Here is a 16,032-nt window from a genome sequence, read left to right as displayed (position 1 = left end):
TAAAATCTAAAATCTCTTTTTATTCCCACTCTAGGGCTTTCTTTTTGATAATGTAGAAAAAGCCTACTAGAAGAAGTGACATGAATACCAACATTTTTAGCATTCCTTCCATGCCTAGTTCTTTAAAGTTTGCTGCCCATGGGTAAAGGAAAATAACCTCAACATCGAACAGTACAAACAAGATGGCAACCAAGAAGTATTTTACTGAAAATGGTACACGAGCATTACCAATAGATTCGACACCACACTCAAAGTTTTTGTCTTTGCTGGCAGAAGCTCTTTTTGGACCTAATTTTCCAGAAATGATAATGGTTCCTACTACAAAACCAACAGCTAAAATAAGCTGCATTAAAATTGGAATATAATTTACTTGATCTGAATGCATAATTTAAGGATTTTTTGCTTAAAAATAAGTCACAAAGATAGCCTTCAAGTATGTAAATCACAAGCTAAAAAATGATTTAAGTAGGTTTTGAAATGTAGTAATAGTGTAATTTTTATTGATTATAAATAAGATTTCTAATTTTATGATTTTTTTAAGAAATAGACATAAAAAAAAAGCGTTTCGAAATTAATCGAAACGCTTTTAAGCATTCGGTGGCAAAAAAAATAAATTGCTATATTTTTATGCTTAGATTACTGCAACTTTAGCAGCAACTTTACCTTTTCTTCCTTCTTCTTCTTCGTAGCTTACTCTGTCACCTTCGCGTAATTCTTCCGCGTTGATTCCTGATGCATCAACGAAAATGTCTTTTCCTGTTTCTTCGTCTGTAATGAACCCGTAACCTTTAGACTCATTGAAAAATTTAACTGTACCTGTACGCATTGTAATAGTAATAATAATTTATAATGAGGCAAATGTAAGATATAAAATAATACAAAAGACAACAAACTGTTAATTTTTTATAAAAAATATTGATTTACAGTGTATTCGCTTGTTATATTGCGTCAATTTTGATATGTAATTCCTTTAATTGTAAAGCGTCTATTGTAGCAGGGGCATCAATCATTACATCACGCCCCGAATTGTTTTTAGGGAATGCTATAAAATCTCTAATCGTCTCTTGTCCACCTAATATAGCTACTAATCTGTCTAATCCAAAAGCCAATCCTCCGTGTGGTGGAGCTCCAAATTGGAATGCATCCATCAAAAATCCAAATTGAGCTTTTGCCTCATCTTCAGTAAATCCAAGGTATTTGAACATTAATTGTTGTGTTGCCTTATCGTGAATACGAATAGATCCTCCACCAATTTCATTACCGTTTAGAACCATATCGTAAGCATTAGCACGAACTTTTCCAGGTTCAGTTTCTAGTAACTTCATATCTTCGGGTTTAGGAGATGTAAATGGGTGGTGCATTGCATGGTAACGACCCGTTTCTTCGTCTAATTCCAATAAAGGAAAGTCAACTACCCATAGCGGTGCAAATTCTTCTGGTTTACGCAATCCTAAACGAGTTGCTAATTCCATACGTAAAGCACTTAGTTGAGTACGTGTTTTGTTAGCTGGCCCCGAAAGTACAAAAATCATATCGCCAGGTTTAGCTCCTGTAGCTTTTGCCCAATTAGTTAAGTCTTCTTGGTCATAGAATTTATCTACAGACGATTTGAATGTTCCATCGTCATTACATTTAGCATACACCATTCCTGATGCTCCTACTTGTGGACGCTTTACCCAGTCAATTAATCCGTCGATTTCTTTACGAGTATAATTTCCTGCGCCAGGAACTGCGATACCAACTACTAATTCGGCAGCATTAAATACTGGGAACTCTTTGTGTTGTGCAAATTCGTTTAATTCTCCAAACTCCATTCCAAAACGAATGTCCGGTTTGTCATTTCCGTATGTTTTCATAGCGTAGTCGTAGGTAATTCTTGGGAATTTATCTACTTCTATACCTTTTATTTCTTTAAGTAAATGTCTTGTCAATCCTTCAAAAACATTTAAAATATCTTCTTGTTCCACAAATGCCATTTCGCAATCGATTTGTGTAAACTCTGGTTGACGGTCTGCACGTAAATCTCGTCACGGAAACATTTTACAATTTGGAAGTATTTATCCATTCCACCCCCATCAATAATTGCTTGAAAGTTTGTGGTGATTGTGGCAAAGCATAGAATTGTCCTTCGTTCATGCGGCTTGGTACGACAAAATCTCTTGCTCCTTCTGGAGTCGATTTTATTAGATAAGGAGTCTCTACTTCGCAAAATCTAAATCAGATAAATATTTACGAACTTCCATTGCTACTTTATGGCGGAACAGTAAGCTGTTTTTTACTGGATTACGACGAATATCAAGGTAACGATATTTCATTCGGATATCTTCACCACCATCAGTTTCATCTTCTATTGTAAATGGAGGAGTTAAAGCTGCGTTTAGAATTGTTAATTCAGTAACTAAAATTTCAATCTTCACCAGTTGGAATGTTTTTGTTTTTGGCTTCACGCTCAATAACTGTTCCTTTTACTTGAATTACAAATTCTCTTCCTAGTGTTTTTGCTGCTTCGAAAACGGTTTTATTGCTACGACTTTTCGTCGAAAATAAGTTGTGTAGTTCCATAACGGTCGCGTAAATCAACCCAATTCATAAATCCCTTATCACGCGATTTCTGAACCCAGCCCGCTAGTGTAACTTCTGTATTAATGTGTGAGGCGTTTAATTCGCCACAATTATGACTTCTATACATGATCCAAATTTTAGATTGCAAAAGTAAACACAAAAATTAAATAAGTCTAGTTTTCTAATGTTTAATGCTGTTCTTCTTAATTATTTTTTATTTTGATTTATTTAAATGTTTATTTTTACTTCAACTAAACAAATTATATATATGAAAAAATTAACCTTTTTGCTGTTGTTTTCAGTTGGTGTAACTTTTGCACAGGGCAACGCAAGCAAAATTAAATTCACTGCTAAAATCAATAATAGAAATAGCGATACTCTTGTAATTAGAGGCGCTAATAATTTCAAGCAAGTGATTCCAATTGATAAAAAAGAAACTTTTGTTGCAACATTTGATGCACCAAAAGGATTTTACCAATTTACAGATGGGACTGAGGCATCTAGTCTTTACTTAAAACAGGATATGACATTAACTTAACAATGGATGCTAAGTTACAGTTTGATGAGACAATTGTTTACAAAGGAAAAGGAGCTAATGAAAGTAACTTTTTGGCCCAAGCTGCTTTGAGTGATGAAAAATTTCAAGAAGAGGCTTTTTCTAAAGAAGCTGAAGAGTTTGCAAGTCTTTTAGAAACAAAGGTAAAAACTGATGTAGCAAATATCGAAAAAGGAGATTTCGATCCTAAAATTAAAGAAGCAGTAAAAAAATCATTTGAAAAGTCTAAATTTTACGCTGAGAAAAGATATGAAAGTACAGCTAAAATGAGAAAACTGAATGGTAAAGTATCTCCAGCTTTTGATTTTGAAAATTATAAAGGAGGTAAAACAAAGCTTTCTGATTTAAAAGGGAAATATGTTTATATCGACCTTTGGGCAACTTGGTGTGCGCCTTGTAGAGCCGAAATTCCTTTCTTGCAAAAAACAGAGGAAAAGTATCATGGTAAGAATATTGAATTCGTAAGTATATCAATTGATAAAATTAAAGATTACGAAAAATGGAAAAAGTTTGTTAATGATAAAAACTTAGGTGGAGTTCAACTATTCGCTGACAAGGATTGGGAGTCTGACTTTGTAGTAAGTTATGGAGTAACAGGAATTCCTAGATTTATCCTGATTGATCCAGCAGGAAATGTTGTTAATGCCGATGCTCCGAGACCTTCGTCACCGGATCTTCACGTTACGCTAGATAAATTATTGAATTAAAAATCGTATTAATTTGTAATGTATTGATACATTGAATGGTATTGATTTTAGACACACTTTCAATTTCCAATGTTAAGTTTTTCTTCAATGTTACCAAATTGTTAAGTAAAAGTTTTTTTAATGTAAAGTATTAGTTATATTTGTTTATAGATTTTAAAACATTAATAACTAAAGATATGAAAAAGTGTGTGATTTTAGTTGCAATATTGTTCTCTGGAATTTTAGTTGCACAAGAAACTAAACCAGTTTTAGAAGCTGTTGGACATAAAGTAAAAGCTACTTACTATTATGATAATGGTAAAGTTCAACAAGAAGGTTTTTTTAAAGACGGTAAATTAGATGGTGTCTGGGTTGCATTTGATGAAAATGGAAATAAAAAATCTACAGGATTATATGCGAATGGAGAAAAAACAGGTAAATGGTTTTTCTGGAATGGATCTAATCTTAGTGAAGTAGATTATTCCGACAGTCGCGTTGCTTCTGTTAAAAACTGGAAACAAGATGCACTTGCAAACAGAAACTAAGACTAAATTATAAAACCAAAAAAGGTTGTTCGACTGAACAACCTTTTTTTTGTGCTTATTTTTTTGAAGATTTACTTTTCTTATTTCTTCCGTACCAAATGATGAATCCTGTTATTGGTAATGTTGCTGCAATTAAACTAGCTATAAAAGCGATTATCTTTCCTGGCAAATCTAGAATTTGTCCCGTATGAATTCCATAATTCATTTCGATAACTTGTAAGCCTAAACTCTTTTTTTTAAAAGGATCGCTCTGAATTAATTCGCCATCATAGGGATGAAAGTAATAATTGCTTTGATGGTCGTATCGTAACGAATGAGGGTATGCACCTGTATTTATAACATCGCCTTTTTGCTGTGGAGTTGTTACATAAAACATTTCGGCTTCAGAGTTTTTTATCATAGTCTGTACTAAAGCACGATCTATGGCTGCAGTTGTATTATAATCAAATTTTGTGGTGTCTACTATTGGAGTTTTTGTTTCTAGAGCCTTATCACCGCCAAAGTTGAAGGTTTTGTATATTCCATCGCCAACCCATTCGTAAGTAAAGGTTAAACCAGTTATGGCAATTATTGCAATTAGTATAGAAATGTATAAACCAGAAGTTTTATGCCAGTCATAATTTACACGACGCCATTTGGCTGACCATTTTACACTGAAGCTGCGTTTGATGTCGCTTTTGCGTTTAGGCCACCATTGAATAATTCCTGTGATTAAAAGAAGTATAAAAAGAATAGTTGCACTGCCAATAATATGTTTCCCTATATAATCAGGTAGGAGCAAATACAAATGAATGTGTTCGACAATGAGGAAAAAGTCAGTTTCAGGGTTTTCTGTCTTTAGATACTCTCCAGTATAGGGATTGAAATAGAGGTATAAGTTTTCGGTGTCTGAATAGGTGTAAACAATAGCAGAACGGTTTTTACCATAAAAAGAAATCATACTTGATTTGGTATTCGGGAGGATTTCTTTTGCCTTTTGCTGCAAAACAGAAGGCAGTACAAATGGTTTTTTTTGAGGCTCGACTAATCGCCATTCTTTGCGGGTAATATCTTTTATCTCATCGTGGAAGCAAAAGATGCAACCTGTAATACTTACAATAAAGACAATAAGCCCAGAAGTTAATCCGAGCCATTTGTGTATAAAACGTATTTGTTTTTTTAAGTTCATGTTTTAATTTGCAGTAAGATAACGATCTACCTTATTTTTAGAATTCTTGCAAGAGGCAAAATTAGATTCTAAATGTATAACCCACAAATTATGTCCATTTATTTTAGATGGATTTATGATATTGCCTGTTTCTCTTTTTTGTTTAAATGAAATGAGATATATAATGTAATTGAAGCAAGAACGATCCAAAATACATCAATAAAGAATAACTGAATTTGATTTTGTGCAAATGTTTTCCAAAACCAGTTTCCTGTACAAATTCCGTTAGCAACAGGAATAAGAAATCCTAAAATACTTCCAGAAAACAGACTGAATTTATTTGTAAATGCATTGTCTTTTTTTAGAATAAAAAATACAGTCAATACTAACCAGCCTATAAAGTAGATACTATAGATGTTTGATTGTCCTAACGGATGAAATGCCTTGGTAGCTATAAATGCCAATGCGGTTATAGGGTACATGCTTAAGCAAATTGCTAGATAGATGCGTACAACAGTTTCGTTAAAACGACGTTTCTTTTCGGGCATATTTTTCTTATCTCTGGCTACGAGCCAAATCATAACTCCTGATATAATTACAAAACAAGTAATAATACCGAGAACAAAACTTACTATTTTGAGAGCGTATCCTCCATAATCTCCAAAATGAATTCTGTATAAAACATTCTTCACAACATCGAGATAGCTTGTTTGTGTAATTGGATCTTTTTTGGCAACGACTTTATCATCGGCAACCTTATAGACTACTTTCCCGATTCCGGTGAATTTTTTGTCATATTTCATTTCGCCTTCTACCAGAACATGCATATTGGTATCGCCGTAATTTTGGATATAAACACGAGTAATATCAAAATCACTCCAATTGCTTTTTGTTTTAGCTACTAATTTGTCAATACTAAATGGATTGGCTAATTTTTTATTATCAAATTTGTATTCTGGATCTGTGTATTCTAAATCTTTATATAATTTATCCTGATCACCTTTATAAAGTGCCATCACACTTGGTGCAACTATCAACAGTTTAATCATAAAGAATGCTCCTGTAACGGCATATACAAACTGAAAAGGCAAGCCAATCATTCCTAATGAGGTATGAGCATCAGTCCACAATGTTTTTAGTTTTTCTTTTGGTCTAAAAATATAAAAGTTGGAAACGATTTTGTTCCAATGTAATAGAACACCTGTTACGATTGCAAATAGAAAAAACAATGCTACAAATCCCGAAAGATAATAGCCTATTGGGTAAGGAACTTGTGCAAGGAAGTGAAGTCTGTATAAAAACTCACCTAAGGAATAGGAGTTTTCATAGGTATGGGTTTTGAAGTTTTTAGTGTCTAAATAAAAAAAAGACCCTTCTTTTAATTTGGCAGCAGCCAAAAATCTTTAGTTCCCTCAAGGTAAATATTTACTCTTCTTTCTGCACTGGTTTTAGATATGGAAATATTTCTTCCGTGTAAAGTGTACTCTTTGTCTAGATTGTTTAGCGCCTTATCATAGTCTAGTTGAATATTCTTTGTTATTGCTACAGATTCACTTCGTTCCCAATTGATGATTTCATCTCTAAAAAACGAAAAAGATCCAGCAAAGAAAATGATAAATAATACAACACTTATTACAATGCCACTTACAGTATGTGTATGAAAATAGATATTATAGTTTCTGTTATTCATAAATTATCAAGTAATAGGGTTATAGGTTTGTCCAAGATATATAATACCACAAAAAATGAGGGTTAGTAATAAATAAATGCCCCAGATTTTCCATCCGTTTTTTGCCAGGAAAGCAACAATCATTAAAACAACCCAAAGAATAAATCCGCTAAATGCCATTGTTATGATAACATTGACATGATTGATCCATGAAGCTAATGCGAGATGAAAGCTTACAGATACTAAGTAACCGCCAAGTATTGCAGCTGTTATTTTGGCAATACGTTGCCATATGGATTGGGTTAAATATTTTGGGTTTGCAGGCATGTTTTTTGGATTAACAAAAAGTTGGTTTAGTAATAGTAAAATTCTAATAGTCCAGATAGTGCAAATAGAATAATTACCCCTTTGAAATTAATGACTTTTAATGGGGTCAATAGTATAACCAAGCTACTAATTGTCATTAACTGAATAAAAAAGAATAAAGTTGCTGAACCCAAAGAAGCAGTAAGCAACCATAATAAATAGGCCAAAAGAAGTAAACATAGGCCTGTGATTTTTGTTTGTCTTGGATTTCTTTGCATCCATTTTTGAAAACTAAAATCATAAGATAGTACTACTCTTTTAGATGTGTAGTATAAGGTATAAAATGAAATAAAAACAAAAAGGCTGGCTATGGTTATCATGATTGTATAATTAAAAAGAGCATCTTTCTAATATTATATTAGAAAGATGCCTTGTTTTTTATTAGAATCTATATGAGAAACTTGCTGCAAAAGTCCTAGGATCTTTTGGATGAATTGTTGACCAACCATCATAAATTTCTTCGTTTGTAATGTTATTTAATTTTAGTGTTACGGTAAATTTATCCGCAGTATAAAATAAAGATGAGTTGATTACTGTGTATTCAGGAATTGTAAATGTTCCTGCAGTAGCTCTGTTCATGATTTTGTTATCTCCAACATAATTACCTCCAAAACCAACTCCAAGACCTCTTAAGAATCCTTGAGAAAATTTATAAGTAGCCCAAAGGTTTGCTAAGTTTTGTGGCCCTGCACTTTCTGGTCTAAAGCCTACGAAATCAGGATCACCTGCGGTTAAAACAGCATCATTGTAGCTATAGCCTAAAAGGATGTTTAAACCTCTAATTGGGTTTGCAATAAGTTCTGCTTCAAAACCTTTGTTGCGTTGCCCACCGTCTTGATGCGAAACTTGATTGTTAGGCAGTACAGCAGTTGGGTCAGTTGGATCAATATATGGAGTTTCTATTACATAAACTTTATCTGTAACTTTTATATCATAGTAGCTAAAAGTAGCGTATAGTTTATCTTTAAAAAGATTCAATTTAGTTCCTACTTCAAATTGATTAGCATGTTCTGGATTAAATGTTAAAGGAGTAACAATACCTGCATTACGATTTTGTCCTGGCGCTACATTAGAAAATCCATCCATATAATTAGCAAAAACAGAAACTTTGTCTATAATTGGCTGGTAAACGATACCAAATTTAGGTGAAAATGAAGTTTGATTGTAGTTGTCGTCTTTAGTAGTAACATCACCACCATTTACAAAACGGTCAGCTCGTAAACTTATCATTGCTGATAGAGCAGGAGTGAAGTTAATGACGTCAGAGAAATAAGCACTGTAAACTTCTTGTCTTGTTTTGTTATTATTTCTTGGAGTATTTGCTATAATTGCGTCAGATCCGGCTTTTGTTAAATCACCAGTGTCACCATTTGTAGGGTGGCCAATAACGTTATTGAATGATTGTAAGTCATCTCCAATATATACTAAACCATTGCTGAACCAACCTGAGTTATGATCTGTTGCAGTTCTGTTGAAATAATCAAAACCTACTACAAGTCTGTTTCTTAATTTACCAATTTTAAAGTCACCAATAAAGTTTTGTTGAATATCAGTAGAGACATCTCTGGCATCTTGATCAGTAAAAGATCTACCAGAGAACAATTCCTTCTTTGATTGATTCGAAAGCTTTTCTGCTTGTTGATTCATACAAATAAGTATAGTTTCCTATTGATTTTGCAGAACTCGTTGAGAAAACTGTCTGTGATGTCCATTGACTAGAAATCTTATAATTCATTTGACCCTGTAAATTATACGAAGGCGTTTTCATTGTAAGTTCGTTACTTGTATATGAACGGTTGTTATCATATTTTAATTCAGCAATGTTGTGAACTCTTAACGGATTTGCTCTATCTAAAAATAACATAGTCGGATTAGTACTTTCGCTGGTCATAAACTCAGTGTTTACTAAAAAGGATAATCTATCATTTACCTCATACGATAATGAAGGTGCAATAAAAAATGATTCTCTAAAACCAGCATCTTGAAAACTATTTTGTTTGTTATAAGCTGAATTGATTCTAAAGTTTAATGTTTTTTTGTCATTTAATGGCGTGTTAAGATCTACCGTAGTACGATTAAGACCATAGCTGCCAACAGTATAATTTACTTCACCACCAAAAGTTCTGTAAGGTTTCTTAGTAGTTGTGTTGATTAGTCCTCCATATGAAATTAAACTGCTTCCGAATAATGTTCCTGAAGGCCCTTTAATTATTTCTATTCTATCAATATTTGATGGTTCTAAACTTCCGTTTGTTAAACCAGGTAATCCGTTAACCATTGTTGGTTGAACTGCAAATCCTCTCAAAGAGTAATAACCAGCTCCATCTCCAGCACGGCCTGTTGAAGCCCATAATTGTGTGATTCCAGAAGCATTTTTTAGTGCATCATCAAAAGTTGTTACTACTTGTTCTTTTAAAACTTCTCCTGTAATAGTTGTATATACTTGTGGGTTTTCAAGATTTTTTAGAGGTAATCTTGATACTTGCTGATTTTCTTTACGAGCGTAATGATTTTTTTTACCGCTATTGATAACTACTTCGCTTAACTCTTCGGAGCTAGAAGTAATGGTGAAGTTTTCTAATAATTCGTCACCACTGTTAATCGTAATTCTTTTTTCTTTTGTAGTTTGTCCTATTACTGATACTTTTATAATATAAGTTCCAGGCTTAATATTCTTTAGGATGTATTTCCCTTCAGCATCTGTTACGGTTCCTACTCTGGTTCCTTTTAGAACTACCGAAACATTATCAACACTACTGTTATCTGTTAAAATAACCTGCCCTTTAATAGTTGCTTTTTGCTGTGCCCAAGTCGTGGTACTTAATAGCATAGCAAAACAGAAACTCAAAAAAGATATTGTAAGTTTAGATTTCATAATCATTTAGAATTAATTTTAATAGTGCAAATTTAGTTGTTGGATAAAAACCAACCAAATTATTTTTATCTATTCTAAATAAAATTTAAAATAAGAATTCAATTTATTTCATCTTTAGTTTTTTAACATAAAATAGTTTTATTTGTTAAAAAGATATAAAAAAACCTGTTCAGATAGCTGAACAGGTTTTTAAAGTTTAAATCTATTTTGTAAGTTAAAGAGTATGCTTTGGATTAAAACCGTCTTCACTTAGCTCTGTATGTACATAATCGGCAACCATTTCTGCCTCATAATCAATCTTTTCCCCTTTAGAGAATTTGTGAATGATTTTTTCCATGATTTCATAAATCACAGGAACAATAATTAAGGTTAGGAATAATGAAGAAATTAACCCTCCAATAATTACCCATGCCAAACCATTTTTCCATTCAGCTCCAGCTCCAGATGCTAATGCAATTGGGAACATACCAAATACCATCGCAATTGTTGTCATTAAGATCGGACGTAGACGAGCATGATTTGCCTGAATTAATGCTGTTCTGATTGATTCACCAGCAGCTCTTCGTTGGTTGGTGTAGTCAACTAGCATGATCGCGTTTTTACACACCAGACCAATTAACATAATAATACCCAGAATCGTAAAGATGTTTAATGAGTTATTAGTTAAAGCTAAGGCTAACATGGCACCAATAAACGAAAGCGGCACCGCAAACAATACCACAAACGGGTGAACAAAACTATCATAAAGACCAACCATTACTAGGTAAACCAAGATAATAGCGGCTAATAATGCAATTCCTAATGTTCCAAAGCCTTCACTTTGGTTTTCTTGATCACCTCCCCAGATGTAATTTACTCCAGCTGGTTTTTTTAGTTTATCAAGTTTTGCTTGCCATTGTGTTACAATTGTTCCAGATGGCACCCCTACGTTTTGTCCTTTTACAGTTACCGAAGCCGATTTATCTCTTCGCTCTAACTGGCTAGGTCCTGAACCTTCTGTAATATCTGCAAATTGAGATAATTTTATTTGTTGCCCAGCTGCATTAATGAAAATTAAATTACTAACATCAGTAATACTTTTTCTGTCAAATTCATCATATCGTATATTGATATCGTACTCGTATTCACCAGCTCTATATTTACCATCAGTATTTCCGCTAAAAGCAGTTTGCATCGTTAAACCAACTGTTTGAAGAGTTAAACCTAAAGTAGCCATTTTATCACGATCAACCTTAACATTTATTTCAGGGTTTCCATCTTCAACAGTTAATTTAATTTCTGTTGTTCCCGGAATAGTACGTAATTCTGCTTCAGCTAATTTTGCAAATGCCATAGCGCTTTCAGTAGAAGGTCCCGTTACAATTAATCCTAAAGTAGCATCTTCGGCAGTTCCTAGAATACCTACTGGAACAGTTTTTACTTTTGCTCCAACTAATACTTTTTCTAGTTTACGTTTGATTTTTGCTGCATAAACAGAAGCACCATCGATACGATCTTTTTGATCAATCATCTTCACGTTGATCTCTGCTTTGTAAGCAGTAGCTTGTGATGCTCCAAAACCTTCACTGGTTTGTCCTACCGTTGTAATTTGACTGTGAACGTATTCCTCATTTTTCAAATAGGCTTCAGCCTTTTGGGTCATAAAGTTAGTTTGCTCTAATGAAGCATCTTTTGGCATTTCGATTTGCACTAAGAATTCTCCACTATCTGATGCTGCAAAAAACTCACCACCAATGAAACCTCCACCTAATAATCCAAAAGTAGAAGCAAAGAATAATACAAGAACTACTGCAATGGTTTTAATATAATGGTCTAAACACCAATTCAATAAATTTGATATCCAGTTTGTAAAACGAGTTAAATAACTTTCGAAACCTAGAATGACTCTTCCAAATAGATTCTTTCCTTCAATATGTTCTAATTTCCCATAACGAGATGATAACCATGGAATAATTGTGAAAGAGGCTAAAAGTGAGAATAAGGTTGAAATAATTACTGTAACACAAAATTGTGTAATGATATTAGAAACCAAACCAGAACTCATTGCAATAGGCAAGAATACCACCACAATTACTAATGTTATAGAAGTAACGGTTCCACCAATTTCTGCCGTTCCATCGTATGATGCACGAATTTTGCTTTTACCCATTTCCATATGTCGGTAAATGTTTTCCAGAACCACAATTGCATCATCGACAAGAATACCTACAACAAGAGATAATCCTAATAAACTCATTAAGTTTAGTGTGTATCCCATAAAGTAAATACCAATAAACGTAGCAATTAAAGATGCAGGAATTGCAACCATTACAATCAATGAGTTTCTGATACTGTGCAAGAAGAACAACATTACAAATGCTACCAGAATAACTGCAATCAATAAATCGTGTACTACAGAATCTGCCGCTTCAAGTGTAAAAACAGTACTATCTTTTGCAACTTCTAATTTTAATTCATTGTCTTTATAATCTTTTTCAAGAACAGTAATTGTTTTTAATAATTGCTCACTTACCGCAACTGCATTTGCATCGGATTGTTTTACGATTTGTAAAACGATCGCACTTTTTTGGTCTACACGTGATATTTTTTCTGCAATTTTTTGCGTATCCTGTACATCAGCAATATCATTTAATCGTACCTGAATTCCGTTTTGAGAGGAAACTACCAAGTTTCTTAACTCATCAACACTTTTATATTTACCCGCTAAACGAATTAATATTTTTTGTTCACGTGTTTGAATGTTTCCTGTTGGGAAATCTAAGTTCGAAGTTAAAATCATCTGTTGTACCTGAGGAACCGATAAATTGTAACCTTGCATTTTTTTTGCGTCAAGATTTACCTGAATTTCACGCTGAACCACCAATGATATTTACTTGTGCTACACCTTGTACACGAGATAAAATAGGAGCAATTTTTTTGTCAATTAAGTCATAAAAAGCAGCTTCATCCATTTTTCCGTTGGCACCAAGCGTCATAATAGGTAAATCACTCAGCGAGAACTTGGTTAATGCCGGTGTTTTAACATCATCAGGCAAATCACTAATGATTGCGTTAATTTTACGCTGTGCATCATTCAAAGAGAAACCGACTTTTGCGTTTGAAGTTAATGTAATCGAAACGATAGATAAACTTTCGTATGATTTTGAGTCAATTTTCTTTGACATTCTCTAAGGATGCAATCGCATCTTCAATTTTCTTGGTTACCGTATTTTCTACCTCACTTGGAGAGGCCCAGGATAAACGGTAGATATAGTAATAACGTTTTGTTCAAATTTAGGGATCAGCTTCATAACCTAACTGGCTGTAGCTGAACAATCCACCAAGTGTCAGAATTGTAAACAATACAATTACTAACGACGGACGTTTTATGGATATTTCGGCTAATTTCATATATTTTGCTTAGTGCTTTTAAACTATTTTATAATTTCTACTTTATCTCCGTCTTGTAAGTTAATTTGACCAGTAGTGATTACGATTTCTCCATCAGATAATCCATTTATAATTTCTACTTTATCACCTAAAATTCTTCAGCTGTTACTTTCTTTAATTTTGCAATACCATTTTCAACTACAAATATTTGGTTGCTACTTACACTTCCTACAAAAGCATATCTTGGTACAACCATTAGGTTTTGATTTTGTTGATTAGAAGCAAAATTTGCAGTTCCGTACATACCTGCTTTAAGGTCGTTGTTTACATTATTTGCAATTTCGATTTCAACAGGAAACTTTAAACTCTCATCCGCTTTTGCTGCAATAAAAGTAATTTTTCCAGAAAAAACTTTGTCAGGATAGACACTAGCAGTTACTTTAATTATGTTTCCTAATTTTAAACTAGCAACTTGATTTTCATTTACTGTTACAACTAGTTTTAATTTTGAAACATTTACAATATCAAATAATGGAGTAGCAGGCATTCCAGTTAAAATAGATCCTGGCTCAATATATTTTTTATTGATGAATCCGTTAATAGGTGCTTTTACTTTAGTATCCCCAACATTAATATTAGCTTGTTTTAGATTAGCTTCAGCATTTGTTAAAGCTAATTTTGCTTGGTCTAATTGTTGTTTTGTAACTCCATCAGTTTTAAAAGCATTTTCATATCTCATATAATCTGCTTTTCATTTTGATAAGCCACCTTGAGCAGCTTGTGCATTTACATTAATTACATCACCTCTAACGGTTAATAGAGTTTGACCTACTTTTACATAATCACCTTCTTTAGCCAAAACACTAATTACTTTTCCAGATTTTTCAGCAGAGAAAGTTAGCTCTTGTATTGGTTGAAAAACTCCGTTAGCAACAAAATCTAATGAAACCTCTTCTGTTTTTACAGTAAAGAAACTTTAACTGAAACGGCAGCATTTTTTTCAGCAACAATATCAGTTTTAGCTTTGTTCTCTCTTTATTCTTTGTTAAAATGAAGCCTATTAATGCTAATGCCCCGATTATGACTACTATTGTTATTATTATTGTTTTTTTCATTTGTTTTAGTTATTTATAAGTGATTTTAGTTGGCCTTTTGATTTGATTACTTGAATTTCTGCTATTTTATATCCTAGTATTGCTGATGAATAATTATTTTCTGCTTCGATATAGGCATTTTCTACATCTAATAGATCATTTAATGAAGCTAGTCCTTGTAGGTAATTATTTTTTGTGTTTTGTAAAACTTGCTGTGCAAGCTCTCTATTTCTTTTTGATTATTAATAGTTATAAGGCTATTTTCCATCTGAATCATGGCATTGCTGTATGCAATGTCAAGCGAAAGCTTGGTGTCTTTTAAGTCTTCTTGTAAAGAACAAATAGCAACATCTGCTTGACGAACTTTGGCGCGTGTACCAAAACCTGTAAAGATTGGTACTCTCAGATTTAATCCGATAGCCGAAAAATCAGACCAGTATACTCCAGACGATGGTTTTGCAAACCAAGGCATTTCTGGGCCCTGACCAATATAGTTGTATCCTGCACTTAAAGAAAGTGTTGGGTAATATTCGGCCTGAACTGCTTTCTTCTGAAAAACCAATAGTTCTTCTTGTTTTTTCAGAAGCAAATATTGAGTTAGATTTTCAACATTTGGAGTTTCTGATAAAGCTTGAGGAGTAATTTCAAATTCGAGGAATTCGGAATTTCAATTTTAATTTATAGGCATTCCCATATAGAATTTCAAAGCATTTTCTTGTAATGCAACTTTGTTGATTACTTGTTGACGTTGCGTACTGATGTTAGAAAGCTTTGATAATTCTATTTAGGTCAATTTTTTTTGCTAAACCATTATCATACTGTCCTTGAAATTTTTACTCGGTAGTATTTACGTGGTTTGGTTTTGTTGAACCAAGTTTAAGTTTAAACGTTTGTACATATACATCGTAATAACTATTTGCTACTCTCTCGATTACATCTTCTTCAGTAAGCTGCTCGTTAATTTGATAAAATTCACGAGTACTTTTTGCGGCTCTTAAACCTGTAAATACTGCCTGATCAAATATGCTTTTTAGTTCGTCCTGATCCTTGCAGTAGAAGTCCATTTTTGACCAAAAGCTGCTTGAATCGTAGTTCAGGAGCTCCAAATCCCAGGTGCTGCCTCCCTAACAACAGGAGCATGTATTAACCTGACCGAATGCGTA

12 protein-coding genes and 4 pseudogenes are annotated in these 16,032 nt (G+C 33.2%); 3 read left to right on the top strand and 13 right to left on the bottom strand.

Annotated features, from left to right (window positions below):
• Positions 1–19: 19 nt before the first annotated feature.
• The 3 genes and pseudogenes from AC1RYN_RS00600 to aspS form a co-directional block, all read right to left on the bottom strand.
• Positions 20–385, bottom strand: coding sequence for an NADH-quinone oxidoreductase subunit A (locus AC1RYN_RS00600; RefSeq protein WP_035618204.1), 366 nt, complete (start codon positions 383–385; stop codon positions 20–22).
• A gap of 246 nt (positions 386–631) precedes the next feature.
• Positions 632–826: a cold-shock protein gene (locus tag AC1RYN_RS00595; RefSeq protein WP_481805414.1), complete on the bottom strand. Its 195-nt coding sequence runs from the start codon at positions 824–826 to the stop codon at positions 632–634.
• 112 nt (positions 827–938) lie between these two features.
• A pseudogene (aspS, locus tag AC1RYN_RS00590) lies at positions 939–2,689 on the bottom strand (aspartate--tRNA ligase).
• A 141-nt stretch (positions 2,690–2,830) separates the two neighbouring features.
• On the opposite strand from aspS, the gene AC1RYN_RS00585 reads away from it, so the two are divergent.
• The 3 genes from AC1RYN_RS00585 to AC1RYN_RS00575 all read left to right on the top strand — a co-directional run bounded on the left by AC1RYN_RS00585 (position 2,831) and on the right by AC1RYN_RS00575 (position 4,349).
• Complete coding sequence (locus tag AC1RYN_RS00585) at positions 2,831–3,100, top strand: hypothetical protein (protein ID WP_481805413.1); 270 nt, start codon at positions 2,831–2,833, stop codon at positions 3,098–3,100.
• Positions 3,101–3,102: 2 nt separating this feature from the next.
• Positions 3,103–3,825 (top strand): TlpA family protein disulfide reductase, encoded by a 723-nt coding sequence (locus tag AC1RYN_RS00580; RefSeq protein ID WP_481805412.1) that lies wholly within the window; start codon positions 3,103–3,105, stop codon positions 3,823–3,825.
• Between the two features lie 176 nt (positions 3,826–4,001).
• Positions 4,002–4,349, top strand: a complete 348-nt coding sequence (locus AC1RYN_RS00575; RefSeq protein ID WP_129540135.1) for a toxin-antitoxin system YwqK family antitoxin — start codon at positions 4,002–4,004, stop codon at positions 4,347–4,349.
• A 55-nt stretch (positions 4,350–4,404) separates the two neighbouring features.
• On the opposite strand, the gene AC1RYN_RS00570 is transcribed toward AC1RYN_RS00575, so the two are convergent.
• The 10 genes and pseudogenes from AC1RYN_RS00570 to AC1RYN_RS00525 form a co-directional block, all read right to left on the bottom strand.
• Entirely contained in the window at positions 4,405–5,517 is a 1,113-nt protein-coding gene (locus tag AC1RYN_RS00570; RefSeq protein ID WP_481805411.1) for a PepSY-associated TM helix domain-containing protein, read from the bottom strand.
• A gap of 113 nt (positions 5,518–5,630) precedes the next feature.
• Positions 5,631–7,186 (bottom strand): annotated as a pseudogene (locus tag AC1RYN_RS00565) (PepSY-associated TM helix domain-containing protein).
• Positions 7,187–7,192: 6 nt separating this feature from the next.
• The gene (locus tag AC1RYN_RS00560; protein WP_481805410.1) at positions 7,193–7,492 is read right to left on the bottom strand and encodes a hypothetical protein; all 300 of its coding nucleotides are present in this window, start codon (positions 7,490–7,492) and stop codon (positions 7,193–7,195) included.
• A gap of 26 nt (positions 7,493–7,518) precedes the next feature.
• A complete protein-coding gene (locus AC1RYN_RS00555; RefSeq protein ID WP_481805409.1) occupies positions 7,519–7,851 on the bottom strand; it encodes a hypothetical protein in 333 nt (110 codons plus the stop codon).
• Between the two features lie 61 nt (positions 7,852–7,912).
• Positions 7,913–9,178, bottom strand: coding sequence for a TonB-dependent siderophore receptor (locus AC1RYN_RS00550; protein WP_481805408.1), 1,266 nt, complete (start codon positions 9,176–9,178; stop codon positions 7,913–7,915).
• Positions 9,120–10,406: a carboxypeptidase-like regulatory domain-containing protein gene (locus AC1RYN_RS00545; RefSeq protein ID WP_481805407.1), complete on the bottom strand. Its 1,287-nt coding sequence runs from the start codon at positions 10,404–10,406 to the stop codon at positions 9,120–9,122. The genes AC1RYN_RS00550 and AC1RYN_RS00545 overlap by 59 nt, the downstream gene beginning before the upstream one ends.
• Positions 10,407–10,620: 214 nt before the next feature.
• Positions 10,621–13,796: pseudogene (locus AC1RYN_RS00540) on the bottom strand (efflux RND transporter permease subunit).
• 23 nt (positions 13,797–13,819) lie between these two features.
• Positions 13,820–14,890 (bottom strand): annotated as a pseudogene (locus AC1RYN_RS00535) (efflux RND transporter periplasmic adaptor subunit).
• Positions 14,891–15,038: 148 nt separating this feature from the next.
• Positions 15,039–15,458 (bottom strand): TolC family protein, encoded by a 420-nt coding sequence (locus AC1RYN_RS00530; RefSeq protein WP_481805406.1) that lies wholly within the window; start codon positions 15,456–15,458, stop codon positions 15,039–15,041.
• A 244-nt stretch (positions 15,459–15,702) separates the two neighbouring features.
• Positions 15,703–15,933 carry a hypothetical protein gene (locus AC1RYN_RS00525; protein ID WP_481805405.1) on the bottom strand — a complete coding sequence of 77 codons (231 nt, stop codon included), beginning with the start codon at positions 15,931–15,933 and terminating at the stop codon, positions 15,703–15,705.
• Between the last annotated feature and the right edge of the window lie 99 nt (positions 15,934–16,032).

This window comes from Flavobacterium sp. TC780 (assembly GCF_056783245.1).
Note: the sequence above shows the minus strand (reverse complement) of the source record. Positions and strands in the feature narration are given on the sequence as shown.

What these genes read in the sequence shown, in the direction of transcription:
- AC1RYN_RS00600 (WP_035618204.1), bottom strand. Translation starts at nt 385, where the DNA reads ATGCATTCAGATCAAGTAAATTATATTCCAATTTTAATGCAGCTTATT.
- AC1RYN_RS00595 (WP_481805414.1), bottom strand. Translation starts at nt 826, where the DNA reads ATGCGTACAGGTACAGTTAAATTTTTCAATGAGTCTAAAGGTTACGGG.
- AC1RYN_RS00585 (WP_481805413.1), top strand. Translation starts at nt 2,831, where the DNA reads ATGAAAAAATTAACCTTTTTGCTGTTGTTTTCAGTTGGTGTAACTTTT.
- AC1RYN_RS00580 (WP_481805412.1), top strand. Translation starts at nt 3,103, where the DNA reads ATGGATGCTAAGTTACAGTTTGATGAGACAATTGTTTACAAAGGAAAA.
- AC1RYN_RS00575 (WP_129540135.1), top strand. Translation starts at nt 4,002, where the DNA reads ATGAAAAAGTGTGTGATTTTAGTTGCAATATTGTTCTCTGGAATTTTA.
- AC1RYN_RS00570 (WP_481805411.1), bottom strand. Translation starts at nt 5,517, where the DNA reads ATGAACTTAAAAAAACAAATACGTTTTATACACAAATGGCTCGGATTA.
- AC1RYN_RS00560 (WP_481805410.1), bottom strand. Translation starts at nt 7,492, where the DNA reads ATGCCTGCAAACCCAAAATATTTAACCCAATCCATATGGCAACGTATT.
- AC1RYN_RS00555 (WP_481805409.1), bottom strand. Translation starts at nt 7,851, where the DNA reads ATGATAACCATAGCCAGCCTTTTTGTTTTTATTTCATTTTATACCTTA.
- AC1RYN_RS00550 (WP_481805408.1), bottom strand. Translation starts at nt 9,178, where the DNA reads ATGAATCAACAAGCAGAAAAGCTTTCGAATCAATCAAAGAAGGAATTG.
- AC1RYN_RS00545 (WP_481805407.1), bottom strand. Translation starts at nt 10,406, where the DNA reads ATGAAATCTAAACTTACAATATCTTTTTTGAGTTTCTGTTTTGCTATG.
- AC1RYN_RS00525 (WP_481805405.1), bottom strand. Translation starts at nt 15,933, where the DNA reads ATGGACTTCTACTGCAAGGATCAGGACGAACTAAAAAGCATATTTGAT.